Genomic DNA, 20,936 nt, shown 5'->3' on the forward strand with positions numbered 1-20,936 from the left:
AACTCGCCCCGACCGTCGGTGGCCCTCAGCCGCTCTGCTGCCCGGACGGCCGCAGGCGCCGCACCAGGTCCGTCCGTCGCGTGTACCAGTCGGCCCGCAGCGCCGTCCACCGGTCGCTGAGGTCCCACACCGCGCGGACCGCGGAGCGGGGCGCGACGACCGCGCGCAGCCTGGTGGTCCAGCCCGCCCGCGACCGCAGCGCCTTGCGCAGCCCCTGCACGTCGTCGGCCAGCCCCGCGGCGGCCTGCGGCCGAGGCGCGAACAGCACCTGCTCCACGGCCGACGCCACCCGGTGCACCGAGGCGGACGTGGGCTCGTCCAGGTGTCCGAGCCGCACGATCCGCGCGGCCGCCTTGCGGGGGGTGAGCGCGTCGTCCGGCGTGATGCCGTAGTCCCAGGCCGTGTCCGTGAGCTCGCGCCAGAGGGCCAGCACATGCCCGACGGCCACCCGGGTCGCCTGCTGGGACGTCACCTCGCCGGGCGACAGCACCGCCACGTCGATGTCGTCCGTGAACCGCTCACCGGCCCGGTCCCGGCGGCCCGACCTCGCCGCGGACGGGGCGTGCTGCGCCGACGCCAGCCGCACCGAGCGGCGCCGGAGCCGCCACAGCATGGGCGACAACGGCAGCGCCAGCGCGGCGGCCCCCAGCAGGATCCACCCGACGATCTCGTACCAGGGAGGGCCGCCGCCGTCCTTGTCCAGCGGATCCCCGAGCGCCGCGCCCGCACAGGCCGCCAGCTTCCGGTCCGCCGCCGAGCAGCTCGTGCTCGCCGAGGGCGCGTCGGTCGGGGCCGCGCCCGCCGAACGGCTCGTCTGCGGCAGATCGGGAACCGAGCTCCCCGGCGACTCGGTCTGCGTGTACGGCGGAGTCGTGCCCCGGTCGGGGGTCGGCTCGAAGCGGGTCCAGCCCACGCCCTCGAAGTACAGCTCGGGCCAGGCGTGCGCGTCCTTCAGGCCCACCGACACCGAGCCGTCCGCCTGCGGGGAACCCGGTGCGAAGCCCACCGCGACCCGCGCCGGAATGCCCAGCGTGCGGGCCATCGCCGCCATCGTGAAGGAGAAGTGGACGCAGAAGCCCCGTTTGTCCCGCAGGAACCGGGCGATGGCATCGCGGCCGGTGCCGACCTCCACGTCGGTGTCGTACTGGAAGCCGCCGTCGACGGCGAAGTAGTCCTGGAGCTTGACCGCCATGTCGTAGTCGGTCGTCGCGCCCTGGGTGATCTCGCGCGCGGTCCTGGCCACCACCGCCGGCAGTGAGCTCGGCACCGCCGTGTACTGGCCCCGCAGCGGGTCGGGCGCCTCGGGCGCCGTGTCGAGCTGCTCCGCCGTCGGCTGCACGTGGAGGCTCTTGACCTCGTAGGTCGCGCCGCGTGTGGTCTGGCCGTGATCGCCGACGAGCGTCATGCCCTCGGGTTCGTAGCGCCAGTTGCCCCTGACGCTCACGTCGCTCGGCGGGTACGGCATCGGCAGCCAGTCCTGGGCGTACCAGTCGGCGGCCGCGATCCGGGTCGTGATCTCCGCGCGCTTGACGTCGGCGCCCAGCCCGGTCGGGGTGGGAAACCGGTCCGGCACCGTGACGATGCGCCGCTTGGACGGCTTCCACGTCGTGCCGTCGAAGTCGTCCAGGGACACGATCCGCAGATACATGTCCGAGAGGTCGCCGCTGTTGGTGCGCAGGACGAGGACCGTGCGGTCCTCGTCCACGTTCAGGCTGTCGCGCAGCGACACCAGCGGGTTCACCGCCGAGATCGTGCCGCCGCCCCCGGTGCCCACGCCCACCCCGGTCCGCGCGGTGTCCAGCAGCCCGCCCTGTATGTCGAACAGCGGCAGCAGCGGCACCATCACGGCGACGCCGAGCGAGACCGCGCCGATGCGGCGGCCGAAGCGCGACGGCGCCGACGGGCCGGCCGCGCCGCCCGGTGCGCGGGGCGCCCCGCCGAACACCCGGCCCCACTGCGCGAGCCGGTCGCGCCCCTCGGACAACAGCAGCAGCAGATAGCCGATCGCCGCGAGCAGGAAGAAGAACCAGTCGAGGGAGCTGTCCGAGAGTCCGGCCGCCACCGAGTACAGCGCGAGCAGCGGCAGCCCGGCCGGGGCCGCGCTGCGGAAGGTCACCGCGAGGGTGTCGACCAGCAGCCCGATGACCAGCACCCCGCCGACGAGCATCAGCCGGATGCCGTCGGACAGCGGTGCGGGGATCGCGTACCGTCCCACGTCGTCCGTGCCCGCCTGCAACAGGTCGCCGAGCTGACGGAAGACGTCCGGGCCGGGCATCAGCCCGGCGAGGGCCTGCTGCCGGGCGAAGGCCAGGGTCAGCAGCACCAGCGTGACCAGGACCTGCGCCAGCACGGTCAGGGACCGGGGCAGGGGTGCCCGCCGGGCCGCCGCGCCCACGCCCGCCTGGATCGACAGCAGCAGGGCCGCCTCGAACAGCCAGTTGATCGACACGACCAGCGGCAGCAGCGCGGTCGCCGTCAGCAGCGTGGCCGCCCAGGCGCACAGCGTCATCCGTGCCTGCCCGCTCATGAGCCGCTCTCCCCACCGCTCGTCACGCCCGCGCCCGTCCCGCCGGTCGTGTTCGCCGCACCCGTCGCGCCCGTCGTCGCGCCCGTCGCCGCGAAGCCGACGCGGTCCCGGTCGGCCTGACGCCACAGGTCCTCCAGGACGGCGCCACGTGGCACGCCCAGGGCCGTCCAGCCCGCCTCACGCAGCATCCGCAGCCGCTCCTCCAGCCTGTTCACCGGGCGGAACGCGTCGTGCGGTTCCCGCCCCCACGCGTCGCCGTCCAGCACGAACGCGAGCGCGCCCCCGCTGCGCTGACGCATCCTGGCGGCCACCGCGGCCTGTTCCTCGTCGAGATCGCCGAAGAAGGCGACCAGCAGTCCCTCGTTCCCGCCGCGCAGCAGGTCGTAGGCCCGGGACAGATCCGTGCCGTCCGAGTGGTCGATCACCGCGAGCGTGTCCATCATCATCCCGGCCGCGTCCGCCGACTCCTGGCTGGCGCCCGCGAAGCCGTCGGCGCCCTCGCCGGGCACCGAGGTGCCGGTGTCCGTGAGCAGCCGCACGGAGAAACCCCGTTCGAACATGTGGACCAGGACGGACGCGGTGCCCGCGACGGCCCACTCGAAGGCCGAGTCCGGACCCGCACCGCGGAAGGCCGGGCCCCGGGTGTCCAGGAGCACCGTGCAGCGGGCGCGCTGCGGCTGCTCCTCACGGCGGACCATCAGCTCGCCGTAGCGGGCGGTGGAGCGCCAGTGGACCCGGCGCAGGTCGTCGCCGTGGCGGTAGCCCCGCGGGATCACGTCGTCCTCGCCGGCCAGCGCCAGCGAGCGCTGCCGCCCGTCGCCGTACCCCTTCGCCTCACCGTTCAGCCGGACCGGCGGCAGAGATTCCACGCGCGGGATGACGGTCAGGGTGTCGTACGTCGAGAACGACCGGGTCAGCTCGCACATCCCGAACGGGTCGGTCAGGCGCAGTTGCAGCGGGCCCAGCGGATAGCGGCCGCGCAGGTCGGAGCGGACCCGGTAGGACACCTCGCGGCGGCCGCCCGCCTCCACCCGGTCCAGGACGAAGCGCGGGCGCGGACCGAGCACATAGGGCACCCGGTCCTGGAGCATCAGCAGGCCGGTGGGCAGCCGCGAGACATTGTCCATCCGCAGATGGACCCGGGCCTCGCTGCCGGCGGGCACGCGCCCCGGGGAGAGCCGGCGGCTGCCGGCCACCCGGTACCGCGTGCGGTGCAGCACGGCCGCGCAGACCAGCGGCAGCACCGCGAGGAGCAGTCCGACCCGGAGCAGATCCGCCTGGCCCAGGACGTAGGCGCAGACGGCGGCCGCGATCCCGGCCGCCAGGAACGAGCGGCCCCGGGTGGTCAGCCCGGTCAGGGCCGTGCGGACGCCGCTCGTCCTGCCCCGGTCGGCCTCCGCCTGCCCCGTCCCCCCGGAGGTCATCACAGCCTCCGCGGCGGCCGCTGCGGATAGGCCGGGGTGCCGTGGCCCAGGTCGTACCCGCCCTGCTGCTGGGGCGCCGCGGGCACCGGCGTGCGCTGGAGGATCTCCTGGACGACCTGCTCCGCGCTGCGGCGGTTGAGCTGGGCCTGCGCGGTGGGCAGCAGTCGGTGGGCGAGGACGGCGACGGCGAGTGCCTGCACGTCGTCCGGCAGCGCGTAGTCCCGGCCGCTGAGAGCCGCGGACGCCTTCGCCGCGCGCAGCAGATGCAGCGTCGCGCGCGGCGAGGCGCCGAGTCTGAGGTCGGGGTGGGTGCGCGTGGCCGAGACCAGCTCCACCGCGTACCTGCGGACCGCCTCGGCGACATGGACGCCCCGGACGGCCTCCACCAGCTTCACGATGTCGTGCGCGTGCGCCACGGGCTGGAGGTCGTCCAGCGGGTTCACCCCGCCGTGGATGTCGAGCATCTGCAACTCGGCCTCGGCGCTGGGGTAGCCGATGGAGACGCGGGCCATGAAACGGTCGCGCTGCGCCTCCGGCAGCGGATAGGTGCCCTCCATCTCCACCGGGTTCTGGGTGGCCACCACCATGAAGGGGCTGGGCAGCTCGTACGTCTGCCCGTCGATGGTGACCTGGCGCTCCTCCATCGACTCCAGCAGCGCGGACTGGGTCTTGGGCGAGGCGCGGTTGATCTCGTCGCCGATCACGATCTGCGCGAAGATCGCCCCGGGCTTGAACTCGAAGTCCCGCTGCTGCTGGTCCCAGATGGACACGCCGGTGATGTCCGACGGCAGCAGGTCGGGCGTGAACTGAATGCGCCGCACCGAACAGTCGATGGACCGCGCCAGAGCCTTCGCCAGCATTGTCTTGCCCACGCCGGGGACATCCTCGATCAGAAGATGTCCCTCGGCGAGCAGCACGGTCAGCGAAAGCCGTACGACCTCGGGCTTGCCCTCGATCACCCCTTCCACCGAACTGCGGACACGCTCCACAGTGGCGGTCAGATCAGTGAGGCTCGCTCGATCGTCATAGGTCGTCACCCGGCCCTCCTCGGCCCGTTCATCCCGGGCCGACGCGCTGAGATGCGGACCGGCCCACCCCGAAACTCGGACACCGCGCGAAGGGTTCCGCGCGATGCCACACCCGCATTCTTGCCGCCGTTACCGATTCGTGTCACTCGCCTGTGGACAACTGGCCGCGATATGTCGGGTCTTACGACGGTTGATACGCAGCTAGGCCGGGTCTATCTCATGCAACAGGCCGGTCTTCACATCGAAGACGAAGCCACGCACGTCGTCGGTGTGCACCAGGAAGGGCGAGGTGCGCACGCGCTGCATCGACTGCCGTACGTCCTGTTCGACGTCCCGGAACGCCTCCACCGCCCACGCGGGGCGCTGGCCCACCTCCATCTCCAGGTCGTGGCGGAACTCCTCGGTGAGGCTCTCCAGACCGCAGCCGGTGTGGTGGATGAGGGCGACGCTGCGGGTGCCGAGCGCCCGCTGGCTGATGGTGAGGGAGCGGATCACGTCGTCGGTCACGACGCCGCCCGCGTTGCGGATGGTGTGGCAGTCGCCGAGTTGCAGACCGAGCGCGGCGTGCAGGTCGAGACGGGCGTCCATGCAGGCCACGATGGCCACGCGCAGGACGGGCCGGGCGTCCATTCCGGGGTCGGTGAACGCGGCGGCGTACCGCTCGTTCGCGTCGACCAGACGGTCGGTGACCGTGCCGCCGGATATGGCGGCCTCGGAGCCGGTGGGAACCGATGCGGAAGTCGTCATAGCTACGACCGTACTGGTCACGGTCGATCCAGTCGCGATGTGAGAAGGGGGAAAGAGTGTCATCCCGTCCTCTTGTGAGCTAACCCACACAGGTGGTCGCGGTGCCTCCGCGGGGGTGATTTTCCCCGGTTCGCCGCTTCGCACTCACACCGGCGCGCGACGCGCAGGCCGGTTGGTTGACCCCGCCACACGGTGGACTAAAGTGACGCGAAGCGGGAGGCGAGGCTCTCCCTGCTGGACGAATTCCCCCGGAGACCCCGGTCCGCTGTCCGGAGATCTCCCCACGTGCGCGGCGCGTACGTACGGCTCGGCCTCCTCCCGCTCCCGGCCGGCTGACGCTTTCGGCGCCGGCAGGCCACCCCTTCACGAGCGGGCGGGGACCCGGCGGTGCGTATACCGCGCCGGACCTGAGAGGGCCCCTTGAGCCAGAGTCGACACGTCCCGGTGATGCTCCAGCGGTGCCTGGACCTGTTGGCCCCCGCCCTCGGCCGACCGGGTGCCGTGGTCGTCGACTGCACCCTCGGGCTCGGCGGTCACAGCGAGGCCCTGCTGACGCGCTTCCCGGAGGTCCGGCTCGTCGCCCTCGACCGCGACAAGGAGGCCCTGCGCCTGTCCGGTGAGCGGCTCGCCCCCTTCGGTGACCGCGCCACCCTGGTGCACGCGGTCTACGACGAGCTCCCCGAGGTCCTCGACCGCCTCGGCATCCCGCGCGTCCAGGGCGTCCTGTTCGACCTCGGCGTCTCCTCCATGCAGCTCGACGAGGCCGACCGCGGCTTCGCCTACGCCCAGGACGCCCCGCTCGACATGCGCATGGACCAGACGACCGGCATGAGCGCCGCCGAGGTCCTCAACACCTACCCGCCCGGCGAACTCGTGCGGATCCTGCGGGCCTACGGCGAGGAGAAGCAGGCCAAGCGGATCGTCGGCGCCGTCGTGCGTGTGCGCGAGCAGGAGCCGTTCACCAACAGCGCGCGGCTGGTGGAGCTGATCCGGGACGCGCTGCCGCAGGCCGCCAAGCGCACCGGCGGCAACCCGGCCAAGCGCACCTTCCAGGCCCTGCGCATCGAGGTCAACGGCGAACTCTCGGTCCTGGAGCGGGCGATCCCGGCGGCGGTGAAGGCGCTCGACGTGAGCGGCCGGATCGCCGTCCTGTCGTACCACTCGCTCGAGGACCGGCTGGTCAAGCAGGTGTTCGCGGCCGGTGCCGCCAACACCGCGCCGCCCGGCCTGCCGGTCGTCCCCGAGCGCTACCAGCCCCGGCTCAAGCTGCTCACCCGCGGCGCCGAACTTCCCACCGAGGAAGAGGTCGCCGAGAACCGGCGGGCCGCCCCGGCCCGGCTGCGGGGGGCGGAGCGCGTCCGGGAGGACGTCGAGTGAGGCAGGCGCAGGACGGGCGCGCCGACACGACACCCGGACCCGGGTCTCGGAATTCCGCTCAGTGGAGGGCGAGTGAGTAGGAAACCCGAACTGAAGGGCAGGGCCGCCCGTCTCGCGCGGCTCTTCCCGTCAGGTCCGGGCCGGGCGGCCCGGACGCCGTTCGTCTTCCTCGTCGTCCTCCTCCTCGGCGGCGGCCTCATCGGTCTCCTCGTACTGAACTCGGCCCTCAGCGAAGGCTCGTTCCAGCTGGACGACCTCCAGACCGACACCAAGAACCTCACCGACGAGGAGCAGGCCCTCCAGCGCGACGTGGACTCCTACTCCGCCCCCGACGCCCTCCAGCGCCGCGCCCGCGAACTGGGCATGGTCCCCGGCGGAGACCCCGCGTTCCTCGACCCGGACGGCACCGTCAAGGGCGTTCCCTCGGCGGCCGCCCGGCGGTCCGCGGCGCAGTTCCCGGCCGCGCCGCGCCCACCGGAGGCGCTCAGTTCCTCACCCCTGCCCAGCGTGCCGCCCACCCCGACCACGACCCCCGGCAGGTGACGGAAGTGTCCGACAGGGAACCGCCACGCCGCCGTGTGCCCGGCCCGGCCCGGCCCGTTCGGCCGGGCACGGCCCGGCGGCGGCCCGGCCCCGGCGCCCGTCCGGTCCGTCGTCCCGTCCCGTCCCGGCCGGCGGCGCCCCAGGTCCTGCGGCTGGGCAGCCCTCGTCCCCGGCTGCGGATGGTCAGCCTCGCGCTGACCCTGGTGCTGATCGCGTTCGTCGTGCGCCTGCTCCAGGTGCAGGCCGTCGACGCCGGCGCGTACGCCGCCAAGGCCGAGCAGAACCGCTACGTCGTGCACACCCTGGCCGCCGAGCGCGGCGGGATCACCGACCGCAACGGCGTGGCGCTGGCGGCCAGCGTCGACGCGTACGACATCACCGCCGACCCCACGATGTTCACGCGCAAGCAGCTGAAGGTCGACGACGGGCCCGAGCAGGCGGCGGCGCTGCTCGCCCCCATCCTCGGTCTGGACCAGGCGGTGCTCGTCAAGAAGCTCAGGCCCGGCGACAAGCGGCTCCAGTACGTCAGGCTCGCCGGGCGCCAGACCCCGCAGGTCTGGGCGCAGATCAAGGACCTGAAGGCCGCCCTCGCCAAGAAGGCGCAGACGGACGACACCACCGTCAACGCCCTCGCCGGCGTCTTCGCCGACCCCACCAGCAGGCGCGTGTACCCCAACGGCGACCTCGCCGCCGGGATACTGGGCTGGGTCAACGCCGACGGCAAGGGCGGCGGCGGCGTCGAACAGCAGCTGAACAAGCTGCTGACCGGCGAGGACGGCAAGATCCGCTACGCGCAGTCGGGCGGCCGTCAGGTGCCGACCGTGGGCTCCACCGAGACGCCCGCCGTGCCCGGCAGCGATGTCGAGCTCACCATCGACCGCGACATCCAGTGGGCCGCGCAGAACGCCATCACCGAGCAGGTGAAGAAGTCCAGAGCGGACCGCGGCTACGTCATCGTGCAGGACACCCGGACCGGCGAGATCCTGGCCATGGCCAACTCGCCCGGCTTCGACCCCAACGACCTGTCCGAGGCCAGCCCCTCGGCCCTCGGCAACGCGGCCCTCCAGGACGCCTACGAGCCCGGTTCCACCGCCAAGGTCATGTCGATGGCCGCCGTACTGGAGGAGAACGCCGCCACGCCGCTGACGCACGTCACCGTGCCCAACCGGCTGCACCGCGGCGACCGGCTCTTCAAGGACGACATCGACCACGCGACCTGGTACCTGACGCTCAACGGCGTCCTGGCCAAGTCCAGCAACATCGGCACGATCCTCGCCACCGGGCAGCTCGGCAGGACGCAGTCCGAGGCCAACCGGGTCCTCTCCTCCTACCTGCGCAAGTTCGGCATCGGCGGCTACACCGGACTCGACTTCCCCGGCGAGACGAGGGGCATCCTCGCGGCGCCGGACTCCTGGTCCACGTCCCAGCAGTACACGATCCCTTTCGGCCAGGGCGTGTCCATCAACGCCATGCAGGCGGCGTCCGTCTACTCGACGATCGCCAACGGCGGCGTCCGCGTCGAGCCCACCCTCGTTCGCGGCACGAAGGGAGCGGACGAGCGGTTCACCCCGGCCGCGCAGCCCAAGAAGAGCCGGGTCATCAGTGCGAAGACGGCCAAGAGCCTCGCCCAGATGCTGGAGTCGGTCGTGGACGACCAGGAGGGCACCGGCACCAAGGCGCGCATCCCGGGCTACCGTGTCGCGGGCAAGACCGGTACGGCCAACCGCGTGGATCCGGCCACCGGCAAGTACAAGGGATACACGTCGTCGTTCGCCGGATTCGCCCCCGCGGACAACCCGCGCGTCACCGTCTACTGCGCGATCCAGAACGCCACCGAGGGCAGCTACTTCGGCGGTCAGATCTGCGGCCCCATCTACAAGCAGGTCATGGAGTTCGCGCTGAAGACCCTCCAGGTCCCGCCCACCGGGGCGAAGGCCGCCAGCCTCCCCGTCTCCTTCAAGCCCTGACCGGCCCGGAACACAGCACCGCTCAGCACCGAACCAGCCAGGAAACCAGCCCGTGACCATGATCACTCCCCAGCCCGGGAACCGGGGCGCGCCAAGCCCCTCGCTTCGCTCGCAGCCCGGTGTGCCCGGTACGCTCACCGCCGTGCCACACGCTGATCAGTCCCAAATCACCCAGAAGGGCGTTCCCGTGACATACCCGGGCCCGCCCCGGCCGGTCCAGGTCTCCGTAACCCCCCTTGCGGAGCTCGCCGATCAGCTGGGCGCCACCATTCCGGAACACGCCGCCGACGTCACGGGCATCACCCATGACTCGCGCGCCGTCCGCCCCGGCGACCTCTACGCCGCCCTGCCCGGCGCCCGCGCGCACGGCGCCGACTTCGTCGTGCAGGCGGCCGGGCTCGGCGCGGTCGCCGTCCTGACCGATCCGGCCGGCGCCGAACGCGCCGCCGCCACCGGCCTGCCGGTCCTGGTCGTCGAGGACCCGCGCGGCCGGATGGGCGAGCTGGCGGCCACCATCTACGGCCACCCCGGCCGCGACCTGCTCCAGATCGGCATCACCGGCACCTCCGGCAAGACCACGACCGCCTACCTGGTCGAGGGCGGCCTGAAGGCGGACCGCGCCACCGGACTGATCGGCACCGTCGAGATGCGGATCGGCGACGAGCGCATCAAGTCCGAGCGGACCACCCCCGAGGCCACCGACCTCCAGGCCCTGTTCGCGGTGATGCGCGAGCGCGGTGTCGAGGCGGTCGCCATGGAGGTCTCCAGCCACGCCCTGGTCCTCGGCCGGGTCGACGGCTGCGTCTTCGACATCGCCGTCTTCAACAACCTCAGCCCGGAACACATGGAGTTCCACTCCGGCATGGAGGACTACTTCCAGGCCAAGGCGCAGTTGTTCACCCCGCGACGCAGCAGGCTCGGCGTCGTCAACTTCGACGACGAGTACGGCCGCAGGCTGGTCGGCGAGGCCACCGTCCCGGTCGTCACCTTCTCCGCCGAGGGCCACCCGGACGCCGACTGGCGCGCCGAGGAGGTCCAGGTCGGCCCGATGGACTCGACGTTCGTCGTGGCCGGCCCCGACGGGCAGCGGATCGCCGCCAGATCTCCGCTGCCGGGTCCCTTCAACGTGGCCAACACCCTCGCCGCGATCGTCGCCCTCGCCGTCGCGGGCCTCGATCCGCAGACCGCCGCCGACGGCGTCTCGGCGGTGCCCGGGGTGCCGGGCCGCCTGGAGCGGGTCGACGCCGGGCAGCCGTACCTCGCGGTCGTCGACTACGCGCACAAGACCGACGCCGTCGAGTCGGTGCTGCGCGCCCTGCGCAAGGTCACCAAGGGCCGGGTGCACATCGTGCTCGGCTGCGGCGGGGACCGGGACCGGACCAAGCGCCGGCCGATGGGCGCCGCGGCCGCCCGGCTCGCCGACACGGCCGTACTGACCTCCGACAACCCCCGCTCCGAGGATCCCCTGGCGATCCTGGCGAGCATGCTCGAAGGCGCTGCCTCCGTACCCGCGCACGAGCGCGGCGAGGTGCTCCTCTTCGAGGACCGGGCCGCCGCGATCGGCGCCGCCGTCGCCCGTGCCCGGGCGGGGGACACCGTGCTGGTCGCGGGCAAGGGCCATGAGCAGGGCCAGGACATCGCCGGAGTGGTCCGTCCCTTCGACGACCGCCAGGTGCTTCGCGCAGCTATCCAGAAGACTCAGGGATGAACTTGTGATCGCCCTCTCCCTCGCCGAGATCGCAGCAGTCGTCGGCGGGCAGACGCACGACATACCGGATCCGTCCGTCCAGGTCACCGGGCCGGTCGTCCGGGACTCCCGAGAGGTGGTGCCGGGCGGCCTGTTCGTCGCCTTCGTCGGTGAACGCGTGGACGGCCACGACTTCGCGCGGGCGGTCGTCGACGCGGGCGCCGTCGCCGTGCTGGCGTCGCGGCCCGTCGGCGTCCCCGCGATCGTCGTCGAGGACGTCCAGAGCGCCCTCGGCGCCCTCGCCCGGCACGTCGTGCGCGCGCTCGGCACCACCCTCGTCGCCCTCACCGGCTCGGCGGGCAAGACCAGCACCAAGGACCTGATCGCGCAGGTGCTCCAGCGCAAGGGCCCCACGGTGTGGACCCCCGGCTCGCTCAACAACGAGATCGGGCTGCCGCTGACCGCGCTCACCGCCACCGAGGAGACCCGGTTCCTGGTACTGGAGATGGGCGCCCGCGGTATCGGCCACATCCGCTACCTGACCGACCTGACCCCGCCGAGGATCGGCCTCGTGCTCAACGTCGGCACCGCCCACATCGGCGAGTTCGGCGGCCGCGAGCAGATCGCCCAGGCGAAGGGCGAACTCGTGGAGGCACTTCCCGAGGCCGGGGAGGGCGGTGTCGCCGTCCTCAACGCCGACGACCCGTTGGTACGGGCCATGGCCTCCCGTACGAAGGCGAAGGTGGTCTTTTTCGGAGAGTCCGACGAAGCGGACGTTCGCGCCGAGAACGTGCGACTCATGGACAGTGGACAGCCCGCCTTCAGTCTTCGCACACCCTCCGGGTGCAGTGATGTGACCATGCGCCTGTACGGTGAGCATCACGTGTCGAACGCGCTCGCCGCGGCCGCCGTCGCCCATGAGCTGGGCATGTCCGCGGAAGAGATCGCCACCGCGCTTTCCCAGGCGGGCTCCCTCTCCCGCTGGCGGATGGAGGTCACCGAGCGCCCGGACGGCGTGACGGTCGTCAACGACGCCTACAACGCGAACCCCGAGTCCATGCGAGCCGCCTTGCGCGCGCTCGCGGCAATGGGCAAAGCCGCACAGGCGAACGGGGGTCGTACGTGGGCGGTGCTCGGCAAGATGGCCGAGCTCGGGGACGAGGCTCTCGCCGAGCACGACGCGGTCGGACGGCTCGCCGTCCGGCTCAATGTCGGCAAGCTCGTCGCGGTCGGGGGCAGGGAAGCCGCCTGGCTGCAACTGGGCGCATATAACGAGGGTTCGTGGGGTGAGGAGTCGGTGCACGTGTCCGACGCACAGGCGGCGGTCGACCTGTTGCGCAGCGAGTTGCGCCCGGGTGACGTCGTGCTCGTGAAGGCGTCCCGTTCGGTCGGTCTCGAGAGCGTGGCGCAGGCGCTGCTCGAGAGCGGTGCCGAGGGTGAGGTTTCCGCCCGATGATGAAGCAGATCCTGTTCTCAGGAGTCATTGGTCTGTTCCTGACCCTGATCGGCACACCACTGCTGATCAAGCTCCTCGCACGCAAGGGCTACGGTCAGTACATCCGCGACGACGGTCCGCGCGAGCACGCCAGCAAGCGTGGTACGCCGACCATGGGTGGCATCGCCTTCATCTTCGCGACGATCGCGGCCTACTTCCTGTCCAAGGTCATCACCGGCTACACGCCCACGTACTCGGGCCTGTTGGTGCTGGGCCTGATGACGGGCATGGGCCTGGTCGGCTTCCTGGACGACTACATCAAGATCGTCAAGAGGCGCTCGCTCGGTCTGCGGGCCAAGGCGAAGATGGCCGGCCAGCTGACCGTCGGTATCGCCTTCGCGGTGCTCTCGCTCCAGTTCGCGGACGGCCGCAACCAGACCCCGGCCTCCACGAAGCTGTCGTTCATCACGGACTTCGGCTGGACGATCGGCCCGGTGCTGTTCGTCGTCTGGGCGCTGTTCATGATCCTGGCGATGTCCAACGGCGTGAACCTGACCGACGGTCTGGACGGCCTGGCCACCGGTGCCTCCGTCCTCGTCTTCGGTGCCTACACCTTCATCGGCGTCTGGCAGTTCCAGGAGTCCTGCGCCAACTCGATGACCCTGACGAACCCGAACGCCTGCTACGAGGTGCGCGATCCGCTCGACCTCGCGGTCATCGCCTCGGCGCTGATGGGTTCCTGTCTCGGCTTCCTGTGGTGGAACACCTCGCCCGCCAAGATCTTCATGGGCGACACCGGTTCGCTGGCGCTCGGCGGTGTCCTCGCGGGCCTCGCCATCTGCTCCCGCACCGAGCTGCTGATCGCCATCCTCGGCGGTCTGTTCGTCCTCATCACCATGTCGGTCGTCATCCAGGTCGGCTCCTTCCGGCTCACCGGCAAGCGGGTCTTCCGTATGGCGCCACTCCAGCACCACTTCGAACTCAAGGGCTGGTCCGAGGTCCTTGTGGTGGTCCGTTTCTGGATCATCCAGGGCATCTGTGTGATCGTCGGGCTGGGCCTCTTCTACGCGGGATGGGCAGCGGACAAGTGACCGACTGGCAGGGGAAGAACGTCACCGTCGCCGGGCTCGGCGTCTCCGGCGTCCCGGCGGCCAAGGTGCTGCACGGGCTCGGCGCGAGGGTCACCGTCGTCAACGACGGCGACGACGACCGGGCGCGGACCCAGGCCGCCGAACTGGAGGCGCTGGGCGTCACCGTGCGCCTCGGTGACGGGGACACCCTGCCCGAAGGCACCGAACTCGTCGTCACCGCGCCCGGCTGGAAGCCGGACAAGCTGCTGTTCGCCGCCGCCGCCGAGGCCGGCGTCGCCGTCTGGGGCGACGTCGAACTCGCCTGGCGGCTCAGGGGCCCCGACGCGGCGCCCTGGCTGGCCGTCACCGGCACCAACGGCAAGACCACGACCGTCCAGATGCTCGCCGCCATCCTGAAGGCGGCGGGCCTGCGCACGGCCGCCGTCGGCAACATCGGCGTCTCGCTGCTGGACGCGGTCCTCGGCGAGGAGCGCTACGACGTGCTCGCGGTCGAACTGTCGAGCTACCAGCTGCACTGGGCGCCCTCCCTGCGCGCCCAGTCCGCCGCCGTCCTGAACCTCGCCCCCGACCACCTCGACTGGCACGGCTCCATGGAGGCGTACGCCGCCGACAAGGGTCGTATCTACGAGGGCAATCGCGTCGCCTGCGTCTACAACGTCGCCGACAAGGCCACCGAGGACCTGGTGCGCGCGGCGGACGTCGAGGAGGGCTGCCGGGCCGTCGGGTTCACCCTCGGCACGCCGGGGCCGTCCCAACTCGGCGTGGTGGACGGCATCCTGGTCGACCGCGCCTTCGTGGAGAACCGGCAGAAGAACGCCCAGGAGCTCGCGGAGGTGTCGGACGTCGTGCCGGCCGCCCCGCACAACATCGCCAACGCCCTTGCGGCGGCGGCCCTCGCGCGCGCCTTCGGGGTGCCCGCCACGGCCGTACGGGACGGGCTGCGGGCCTTCACGCCGGACGCCCACCGCATCGCGCACGTGGCCGACGTGGACGGCGTCGCGTACGTCGACGACTCCAAGGCGACCAACACGCACGCGGCGGAGGCCTCTTTGGCGGCCTACGAGTCGATCGTCTGGATCGCGGGCGGACTGGCCAAGGGCGCGGCCTTCGACGAACTCGTCGCCAGGTCCGCGAAGCGGCTTCGCGGGGTCGTCCTCATCGGCGCGGACCGGGCCCTGATCCGTGAAGCCCTGGCGCGACACGCGCCGGAAGTACCCGTCGTCGACCTCGACCGGACCGACACTGGGGCGATGTCCGCGGCGGTCCGCCAGGCGCGGCGGCTCGCCTCCGCCGGCGACACCGTACTGCTGGCCCCGGCCTGCGCGTCCATGGACATGTTCGCCAACTACAACAAGCGCGGTGACGCGTTCGCGGAGGCGGTGCGCGAACTCGGCGCCGGGGGTGTCTGATGGCCGTCGGACATCTCCGCTGACCCGGCCGCCTGCCGGGCGACTCTGGGAGGGACGCGTGGGACCGTCGAGGCCGACGTACAGCGAAGACGCCGATGCCCGGTAGCCGTACCGGGCGTCCGCCCGTACAGCGTGCGGCCCGGCGCCCGTCCGGCGCCCGCCCCGCGCGCGCCAATCCGCTGCGCGTCCTCTACCTGCGGGCCCGCAGAGCGTGGGACCGGCCGCTGACTGCGTACTACCTGATCCTCGGCGGCAGTCTGCTGATCACCGTGCTCGGTCTGGTGATGGTCTACTCGGCCTCCCAGATCACGGCGTTGCAGATGGCGCTGCCGGGGTCGTTCTTCTTTCGCAAACAGTTCCTGGCCGCCTCCATCGGCGGCGGACTGCTGCTGCTCGCCTCCCGGATGCCGGTGACACTGCACCGCGCGCTGGCCTATCCGATCCTGGCCGGCGCGGTCTTCATGATGGCTCTGGTGCAGGTGCCGGGCATAGGAGTCGCGGTCAACGGCAACCAGAACTGGATCTCCCTCGGCGGCTCCTTCCAGATCCAGCCCAGCGAGTTCGGCAAGCTCGCGCTGGTGCTGTGGGGTGCGGACCTGATCGCGCGCAAACAGGACAAGAAACTGCTGGCCCAGTGGAAGCACATGCTGGTGCCGCTCGTGCCGGTGGCCTTCCTGCTGCTCGGGCTGATCATGCTCGGCGGCGACATGGGCACCGCGATCATCCTCACGGCGATCCTGTTCGGGCTGCTGTGGCTGGCGGGCGCGCCGACCCGGCTGTTCGTCGGCGTGCTGGCGATCGCGGCCACCATCGGCGTGATCCTCATCAAGACCAGCCAGAACCGGATGGCCCGGCTCTCCTGCATCGGCGCCACCGAGCCGCACAGCGGCCCGGTCGACTGCTGGCAGGCCGTGCACGGCATCTACGCCCTGGCCTCGGGCGGAATCTTTGGTTCAGGGCTCGGTGCGAGTGTGGAGAAATGGGGCCAACTCCCCGAAGCGCACACCGACTTCATCTTCGCCGTCACCGGCGAGGAACTGGGTCTGGCGGGGACGCTGTCGGTGCTCGCCCTGTTCGCGGCTCTAGGCTATGCGGGTATCCGCGTGGCCGGACGCACGGAGGACCCCTTCGTCAGGTATGCCGCGGGAGGCGTGACCACCTGGATCGTCGCTCAGGCGGTGATCAACATCGGTGCGGTGCTCGGCCTGCTGCCGATCGCCGGAGTTCCCCTTCCGCTGTTCTCCTACGGGGGGTCCGCCCTGCTGCCGACCATGTTCGCCATCGGGTTGCTGATCGCCTTCGCGCGCGACGAACCCGCTGCGCGGGCGGCGCTTGCGATGCGGCAGACCCGCTTTGGTAGAAAGCGGTCTGGAGGCCCCGCGCCCGATCGGGGGCCTCGGAGATGGAACACGATGCGACGGCGTGCCTCGGCGGCGCGCTCGTCCGGAGAGCGGTGAATTTCGGTGCATGTCGTACTCGCTGGTGGGGGGACCGCCGGCCACATCGAGCCCGCGCTCGCCCTCGCGGACGCCCTGCGCAGGCAGGACCCCACGGTGGGGATCACGGCCCTGGGCACGGAACGCGGCCTGGAGACCCGGCTCGTACCGGAGAGGGGCTATGACCTCGCGCTGATCCCCGCCGTGCCGCTGCCGCGCAAGCCCACTCCCGAGCTGATCACCGTCCCGGGCCGGCTGCGCGGCACGATCAAGGCGGCCGAGCAGATCCTGGAGCGCACCAAGGCGGACGCCGTCGTCGGCTTCGGCGGCTATGTCGCCCTGCCCGGCTACCTCGCCGCCAAACGCCTCGGCGTGCCGATCGTGATCCACGAGGCCAACGCCCGCCCGGGCCTGGCCAACAAGATCGGCTCGCGGTACGCGGCCCGGGTCGCCGTCTCCACCCCGGACAGCAAGCTGCGTGACGCCCGCTACATCGGCATCCCGCTGCGCCGCTCCATCGCCACCCTCGACCGGGCCGCCGTACGCCCGGAGGCCCGCGCGGCGTTCGGGCTCGACCCCAACCTGCCGACGCTGCTCGTCTCCGGCGGCTCGCAGGGCGCCCGCCGCCTCAACGAGGTGGTCCAGCAGGTCGCGCCGTGGCTCCAGCAGGCAGGCATCCAGATCCTGCACGCGGTCGGCCCCAAGAACGAACTGCCGCAGGTGTACCAGATGCCCGGGATGCCCCCGTACATCCCGGTACCGTACGTGGACCGGATGGACCTCGCGTACGCCGCGGCCGACATGATGCTCTGCCGCGCGGGCGCGATGACCGTCGCCGAACTCTCCGCCGTCGGACTGCCGGCCGCCTACGTCCCGCTGCCCATCGGCAACGGCGAACAGCGGCTGAACGCCCAGCCGGTGGTCAAGGCCGGCGGCGGTCTCCTCGTCGACGACGCGGAACTCACGCCCGAGTGGGTGCGGGAGACCGTCCTGCCCGTGCTGGCGGACCCGCACCGGCTCTACGAGATGTCCCGCGCCGCCAGCGAGTTCGGCCGCAGGGACGCCGACGACCTGCTCGTCGCCATGGTCTACGAGGCGATCGCCTCGCGCCGTCACCAGTAACGCATCGGCGCGTGAGCCGAAGGGGCACGGCGGTGTCGAGGCGATGAGCGCGCGCAGGCCCGAAGGGCCGAGCGCGGTCGGACTCTCGACACCGGTCCGGGCGTCCCGGACGTGAGCGAGCCACGAAGGGAGTGCGCGTGGCCGGACCCACCATCGCCGAGCGCGGTGAACGCCGGCAGGAGTCGTCGTCCGGCCCGCCCCTCGTCCGCAGGTTCGGGCGGCGCCGGCTTCGTGTGATCATCATTCTCGCGTTCGCCGGCGTCCTCCTCGGCGCGGGCGGAGTCTGGGCGTTGTACGGCTCGCAGTGGCTGCGCGTGCAGCGGGTGTCGGTCTCGGGCACCGGCGTGCTGACCCCCGAGCAGGTGCGCGAAGCCGCCGACGTACCGGTCGGAGCGCCGCTCGTTTCGGTCGACACCGATGAGATCGAGGCACGACTGCGCAGGAAATTGCCCCGAATTGACGCGGTTGATGTGGTCCGTTCCTGGCCTCACGGAATCGGCCTGAAAGTGACCGAGCGTGCACCGGTGCTGCTGGTGCGCAACGGGGCCGCCTTCGTCGAAGTGGACGACGAGGGCGTCCGTTTCGCCACGGTTTCTGAAGCCCCGAAAGGCATTCCCGCGCTGGAATTGTCGGTTTCGCGGACGGGTTCGGCCGCCGCGAGCCTGCGGCGCTTCGACGAGGACCGGCTGGTTCTGGAGGCCGTCCGGGTCGCCCGGGACATCCCGTCCGCCGTCGCCCGCGCGACCCGGGCCGTCAAGGTGCGTTCCTACGACGACATCTCGCTGGAGTTGACCGCCGGCCGGACCGTCGTGTGGGGCAGTGGTGAGCAGGGTGCGCTGAAGGCCCGTACTCTGACCGCCCTGATGAAAGCGGCTTCCGACGCGCGGTACTTCGATGTCAGCACCCCCACCGCCCCCGCGTCAGCGGTGAGTTGACGCACATCTGCGCAGGCCAGCACCCTGGTTGGGCAGCGCTACGCCTGATCACATAGGGTGAAAAGAAAAACGGGAGGTTCGGCGTGTTCGTTGAACGTGCGCCACTTGTCGACTTAGTGTCCTGTTCAGAAGACTCCACGGAACAGACACACTGGTAACCCTAAACTTCAGGGTTAGGGTTCGGGTCGGCGTTACGGACCGTCCCATTTCGGCATCAGTCGTCGGATCGCAACACGGCGAGGCGGCGACACGTAACTCGAGGCGAGAGGCCTTCGACGTGGCAGCACCGCAGAACTACCTCGCAGTCATCAAAGTCATCGGTGTCGGCGGCGGTGGTGTCAATGCCATCAACCGGATGATCGAGGTCGGTCTCAAGGGCGTCGAGTTCATCGCCATCAACACGGACGCGCAGGCGCTGTTGATGAGCGACGCCGACGTCAAGCTCGACGTCGGCCGCGAACTCACCCGTGGACTCGGCGCCGGCGCCAACCCGGCCGTCGGCCGCAAGGCGGCGGAGGACCACCGCGAGGAGATCGAGGAGGTCCTCAAGGGGGCCGACATGGTCTTCGTGACGGCCGGCGAGGGCGGCGGCACCGGCACCGGCGGCGCGCCCGTCGTGGCCAACATCGCCCGCTCGCTCGGCGCGCTCACCATCGGCGTGGTCACGCGCCCGTTCACCTTCGAGGGACGGCGCCGCGCGAACCAGGCCGAGGACGGCATCGCGGAACTCCGCGAAGAGGTCGACACCCTCATCGTCATCCCGAACGACCGGCTGCTGTCCATCTCGGACCGCCAGGTCTCGGTGCTCGACGCGTTCAAGTCGGCGGACCAGGTCCTGCTCTCCGGCGTCCAGGGCATCACCGACCTGATCACCACCCCCGGCCTGATCAACCTCGACTTCGCCGACGTGAAGTCGGTCATGTCCGAGGCCGGCTCGGCCCTCATGGGCATCGGTTCGGCCCGTGGCGACGACCGCGCGGTGGCCGCGGCCGAGATGGCGATCTCCTCGCCGCTCCTCGAGGCCTCCATCGACGGCGCCCGGGGCGTCCTGCTCTCCATCTCCGGCGGCTCCGACCTCGGCCTGTTCGAGATCAACGAGGCGGCTCAGCTGGTCAGCGAGGCGGCCCACCCCGAGGCCAACATCATCTTCGGCGCGGTCATCGACGACGCCCTCGGCGACGAGGTGCGGGTCACCGTGATCGCGGCCGGCTTCGACGGCGGCCAGCCCCCGGCCCGCCGGGACAACGTCCTCGGGTCGTCCTCGGCCCGGCGCGACGAGCCCACCCCCGCGCGGCAGCAGGAGAGCCGTCCGTCCTTCGGCTCGCTCGGCAGCGTCACGCCGAAGGAGGAGCCGGCGCCCGCCCCGGAGCCGGTGCAGGACCTCCCGGTCGGCCCGCCGGTCCCGCCGTCGCGCAGCTACTCGGACAGCGCGGCCGAGGAACTCGACGTACCGGACTTCCTGAAGTGATAGGACAGCGCTCCGCAACGGGCACTGTGAACGGCGCGCACTTCGCCTTCACCGACAGGTGGGGCGGGGTGAGCGCCGTTCCGTACGAGGAGCTCAACCTCGGCGGCGCGGTCGGCGACGACCCCGACGCCGTACGCACCAACCGCGAGCTCGCGGCGAAGTCGCTGGGGCTCGACCCGGCCCGGGTGGTCTGGATGAACCAGGTGCACGGCAACGACGTCGCCGAGGTCGACGGACCGTGGACCACCGGGCCCGTCCCGCCGGTCGACGCTCTGGTGACCGCCACCAGGGGGCTCGCCCTCGCGGTGCTCACCGCCGACTGCGTCCCGGTCCTGCTGGCCGATCCGGTGGCCGGAGTGGTCGCCGCGGCGCACGCCGGCCGGCCCGGCATGATCGCCGGGGTCGTCCCCGCCGCCGTCGACGCGATGCGGGCGCTCGGCGCCGACCCCGCCCGGATCGTCGCCCGCACCGGTCCCGCCGTCTGCGGCCGGTGCTACGAGGTGCCGGAAGCGATGCGTTCCGAGGTGGCCGCCGTCGAGCCGGCGGCGCACGCCGAGACGAGCTGGGGCACGCCCGCGGTCGACGTGGCCGCCGGAGTGCACGCGCAGCTCGAACGGCTCGGGGTGTACGACCGGGAGCAGTCGCCGGTGTGCACGCTCGAGTCCGGCGACCACTTCTCGTACCGGCGCGACCGCACCACCGGGCGGCTCGCCGGCTACGTCTGGCTGGACTGATGGGGC

General features: G+C 71.6%; 16 protein-coding genes. 12 read left to right on the top strand and 4 right to left on the bottom strand.

The window, feature by feature from the left end; all coding sequences use genetic code 11:
* Nucleotides 1–25 precede the first annotated feature (25 nt).
* The 4 genes from ACWCQK_RS12300 to ACWCQK_RS12315 all read right to left on the bottom strand — a co-directional run bounded on the left by ACWCQK_RS12300 (nucleotide 26) and on the right by ACWCQK_RS12315 (nucleotide 5,726).
* Nucleotides 26–2,527 (bottom strand): transglutaminase TgpA family protein, encoded by a 2,502-nt coding sequence (locus ACWCQK_RS12300; protein WP_451154750.1) that lies wholly within the window; start codon nucleotides 2,525–2,527, stop codon nucleotides 26–28.
* Nucleotides 2,524–3,951 (bottom strand): DUF58 domain-containing protein, encoded by a 1,428-nt coding sequence (locus ACWCQK_RS12305; RefSeq protein ID WP_451154752.1) that lies wholly within the window; start codon nucleotides 3,949–3,951, stop codon nucleotides 2,524–2,526. Before ACWCQK_RS12305 ends, ACWCQK_RS12300 begins: the two co-directional genes overlap by 4 nt.
* Nucleotides 3,951–4,988 (bottom strand): AAA family ATPase, encoded by a 1,038-nt coding sequence (locus ACWCQK_RS12310; protein WP_451154754.1) that lies wholly within the window; start codon nucleotides 4,986–4,988, stop codon nucleotides 3,951–3,953. The genes ACWCQK_RS12305 and ACWCQK_RS12310 overlap by 1 nt, the downstream gene beginning before the upstream one ends.
* A 192-nt stretch (nucleotides 4,989–5,180) precedes the next feature.
* On the bottom strand, nucleotides 5,181–5,726 hold the full coding sequence (locus ACWCQK_RS12315) for a beta-class carbonic anhydrase (RefSeq protein WP_451154756.1): 546 nt from the start codon (nucleotides 5,724–5,726) through the stop codon (nucleotides 5,181–5,183).
* A 420-nt stretch (nucleotides 5,727–6,146) separates the two neighbouring features.
* On the opposite strand from ACWCQK_RS12315, the gene rsmH reads away from it, so the two are divergent.
* The 12 genes from rsmH to pgeF all read left to right on the top strand — a co-directional run bounded on the left by rsmH (nucleotide 6,147) and on the right by pgeF (nucleotide 20,930).
* Nucleotides 6,147–7,103 carry a 16S rRNA (cytosine(1402)-N(4))-methyltransferase RsmH gene (gene rsmH / locus ACWCQK_RS12320; RefSeq protein ID WP_451154758.1) on the top strand — a complete coding sequence of 319 codons (957 nt, stop codon included), beginning with the start codon at nucleotides 6,147–6,149 and terminating at the stop codon, nucleotides 7,101–7,103.
* Nucleotides 7,104–7,175: 72 nt separating this feature from the next.
* Complete coding sequence (locus tag ACWCQK_RS12325; protein ID WP_451154760.1) at nucleotides 7,176–7,646, top strand: septum formation initiator family protein; 471 nt, start codon at nucleotides 7,176–7,178, stop codon at nucleotides 7,644–7,646.
* Between the two features lie 5 nt (nucleotides 7,647–7,651).
* A complete protein-coding gene (locus ACWCQK_RS12330; protein WP_451154762.1) occupies nucleotides 7,652–9,613 on the top strand; it encodes a peptidoglycan D,D-transpeptidase FtsI family protein in 1,962 nt (653 codons plus the stop codon).
* Between the two features lie 52 nt (nucleotides 9,614–9,665).
* The gene (locus tag ACWCQK_RS12335) at nucleotides 9,666–11,321 is read left to right on the top strand and encodes a UDP-N-acetylmuramoyl-L-alanyl-D-glutamate--2,6-diaminopimelate ligase (protein ID WP_451154764.1); all 1,656 of its coding nucleotides are present in this window, start codon (nucleotides 9,666–9,668) and stop codon (nucleotides 11,319–11,321) included.
* A gap of 4 nt (nucleotides 11,322–11,325) precedes the next feature.
* Entirely contained in the window at nucleotides 11,326–12,756 is a 1,431-nt protein-coding gene (locus ACWCQK_RS12340; RefSeq protein ID WP_451154766.1) for a UDP-N-acetylmuramoyl-tripeptide--D-alanyl-D-alanine ligase, read from the top strand.
* Complete coding sequence (gene mraY / locus ACWCQK_RS12345; protein ID WP_385787396.1) at nucleotides 12,756–13,826, top strand: phospho-N-acetylmuramoyl-pentapeptide-transferase; 1,071 nt, start codon at nucleotides 12,756–12,758, stop codon at nucleotides 13,824–13,826. The genes ACWCQK_RS12340 and mraY overlap by 1 nt, the downstream gene beginning before the upstream one ends.
* Nucleotides 13,808–15,235, top strand: coding sequence for a UDP-N-acetylmuramoyl-L-alanine--D-glutamate ligase (murD, locus tag ACWCQK_RS12350; protein WP_451154768.1), 1,428 nt, complete (start codon nucleotides 13,808–13,810; stop codon nucleotides 15,233–15,235). Before mraY ends, murD begins: the two co-directional genes overlap by 19 nt.
* A gap of 95 nt (nucleotides 15,236–15,330) precedes the next feature.
* A complete protein-coding gene (gene ftsW, locus ACWCQK_RS12355; protein WP_451154770.1) occupies nucleotides 15,331–16,692 on the top strand; it encodes a putative lipid II flippase FtsW in 1,362 nt (453 codons plus the stop codon).
* A gap of 6 nt (nucleotides 16,693–16,698) precedes the next feature.
* Nucleotides 16,699–17,793, top strand: a complete 1,095-nt coding sequence (gene murG / locus ACWCQK_RS12360; protein WP_451154772.1) for an undecaprenyldiphospho-muramoylpentapeptide beta-N-acetylglucosaminyltransferase — start codon at nucleotides 16,699–16,701, stop codon at nucleotides 17,791–17,793.
* Between the two features lie 137 nt (nucleotides 17,794–17,930).
* On the top strand, nucleotides 17,931–18,728 hold the full coding sequence (locus ACWCQK_RS12365) for a cell division protein FtsQ/DivIB (protein WP_451154774.1): 798 nt from the start codon (nucleotides 17,931–17,933) through the stop codon (nucleotides 18,726–18,728).
* A gap of 277 nt (nucleotides 18,729–19,005) precedes the next feature.
* Nucleotides 19,006–20,196, top strand: coding sequence for a cell division protein FtsZ (ftsZ, locus tag ACWCQK_RS12370; protein ID WP_451154776.1), 1,191 nt, complete (start codon nucleotides 19,006–19,008; stop codon nucleotides 20,194–20,196).
* Nucleotides 20,193–20,930 (top strand): peptidoglycan editing factor PgeF, encoded by a 738-nt coding sequence (gene pgeF / locus ACWCQK_RS12375; RefSeq protein WP_451154778.1) that lies wholly within the window; start codon nucleotides 20,193–20,195, stop codon nucleotides 20,928–20,930. The genes ftsZ and pgeF overlap by 4 nt, the downstream gene beginning before the upstream one ends.
* Nucleotides 20,931–20,936 lie beyond the last annotated feature (6 nt).

This window comes from Streptomyces sp. NPDC002306 (assembly GCF_053593435.1).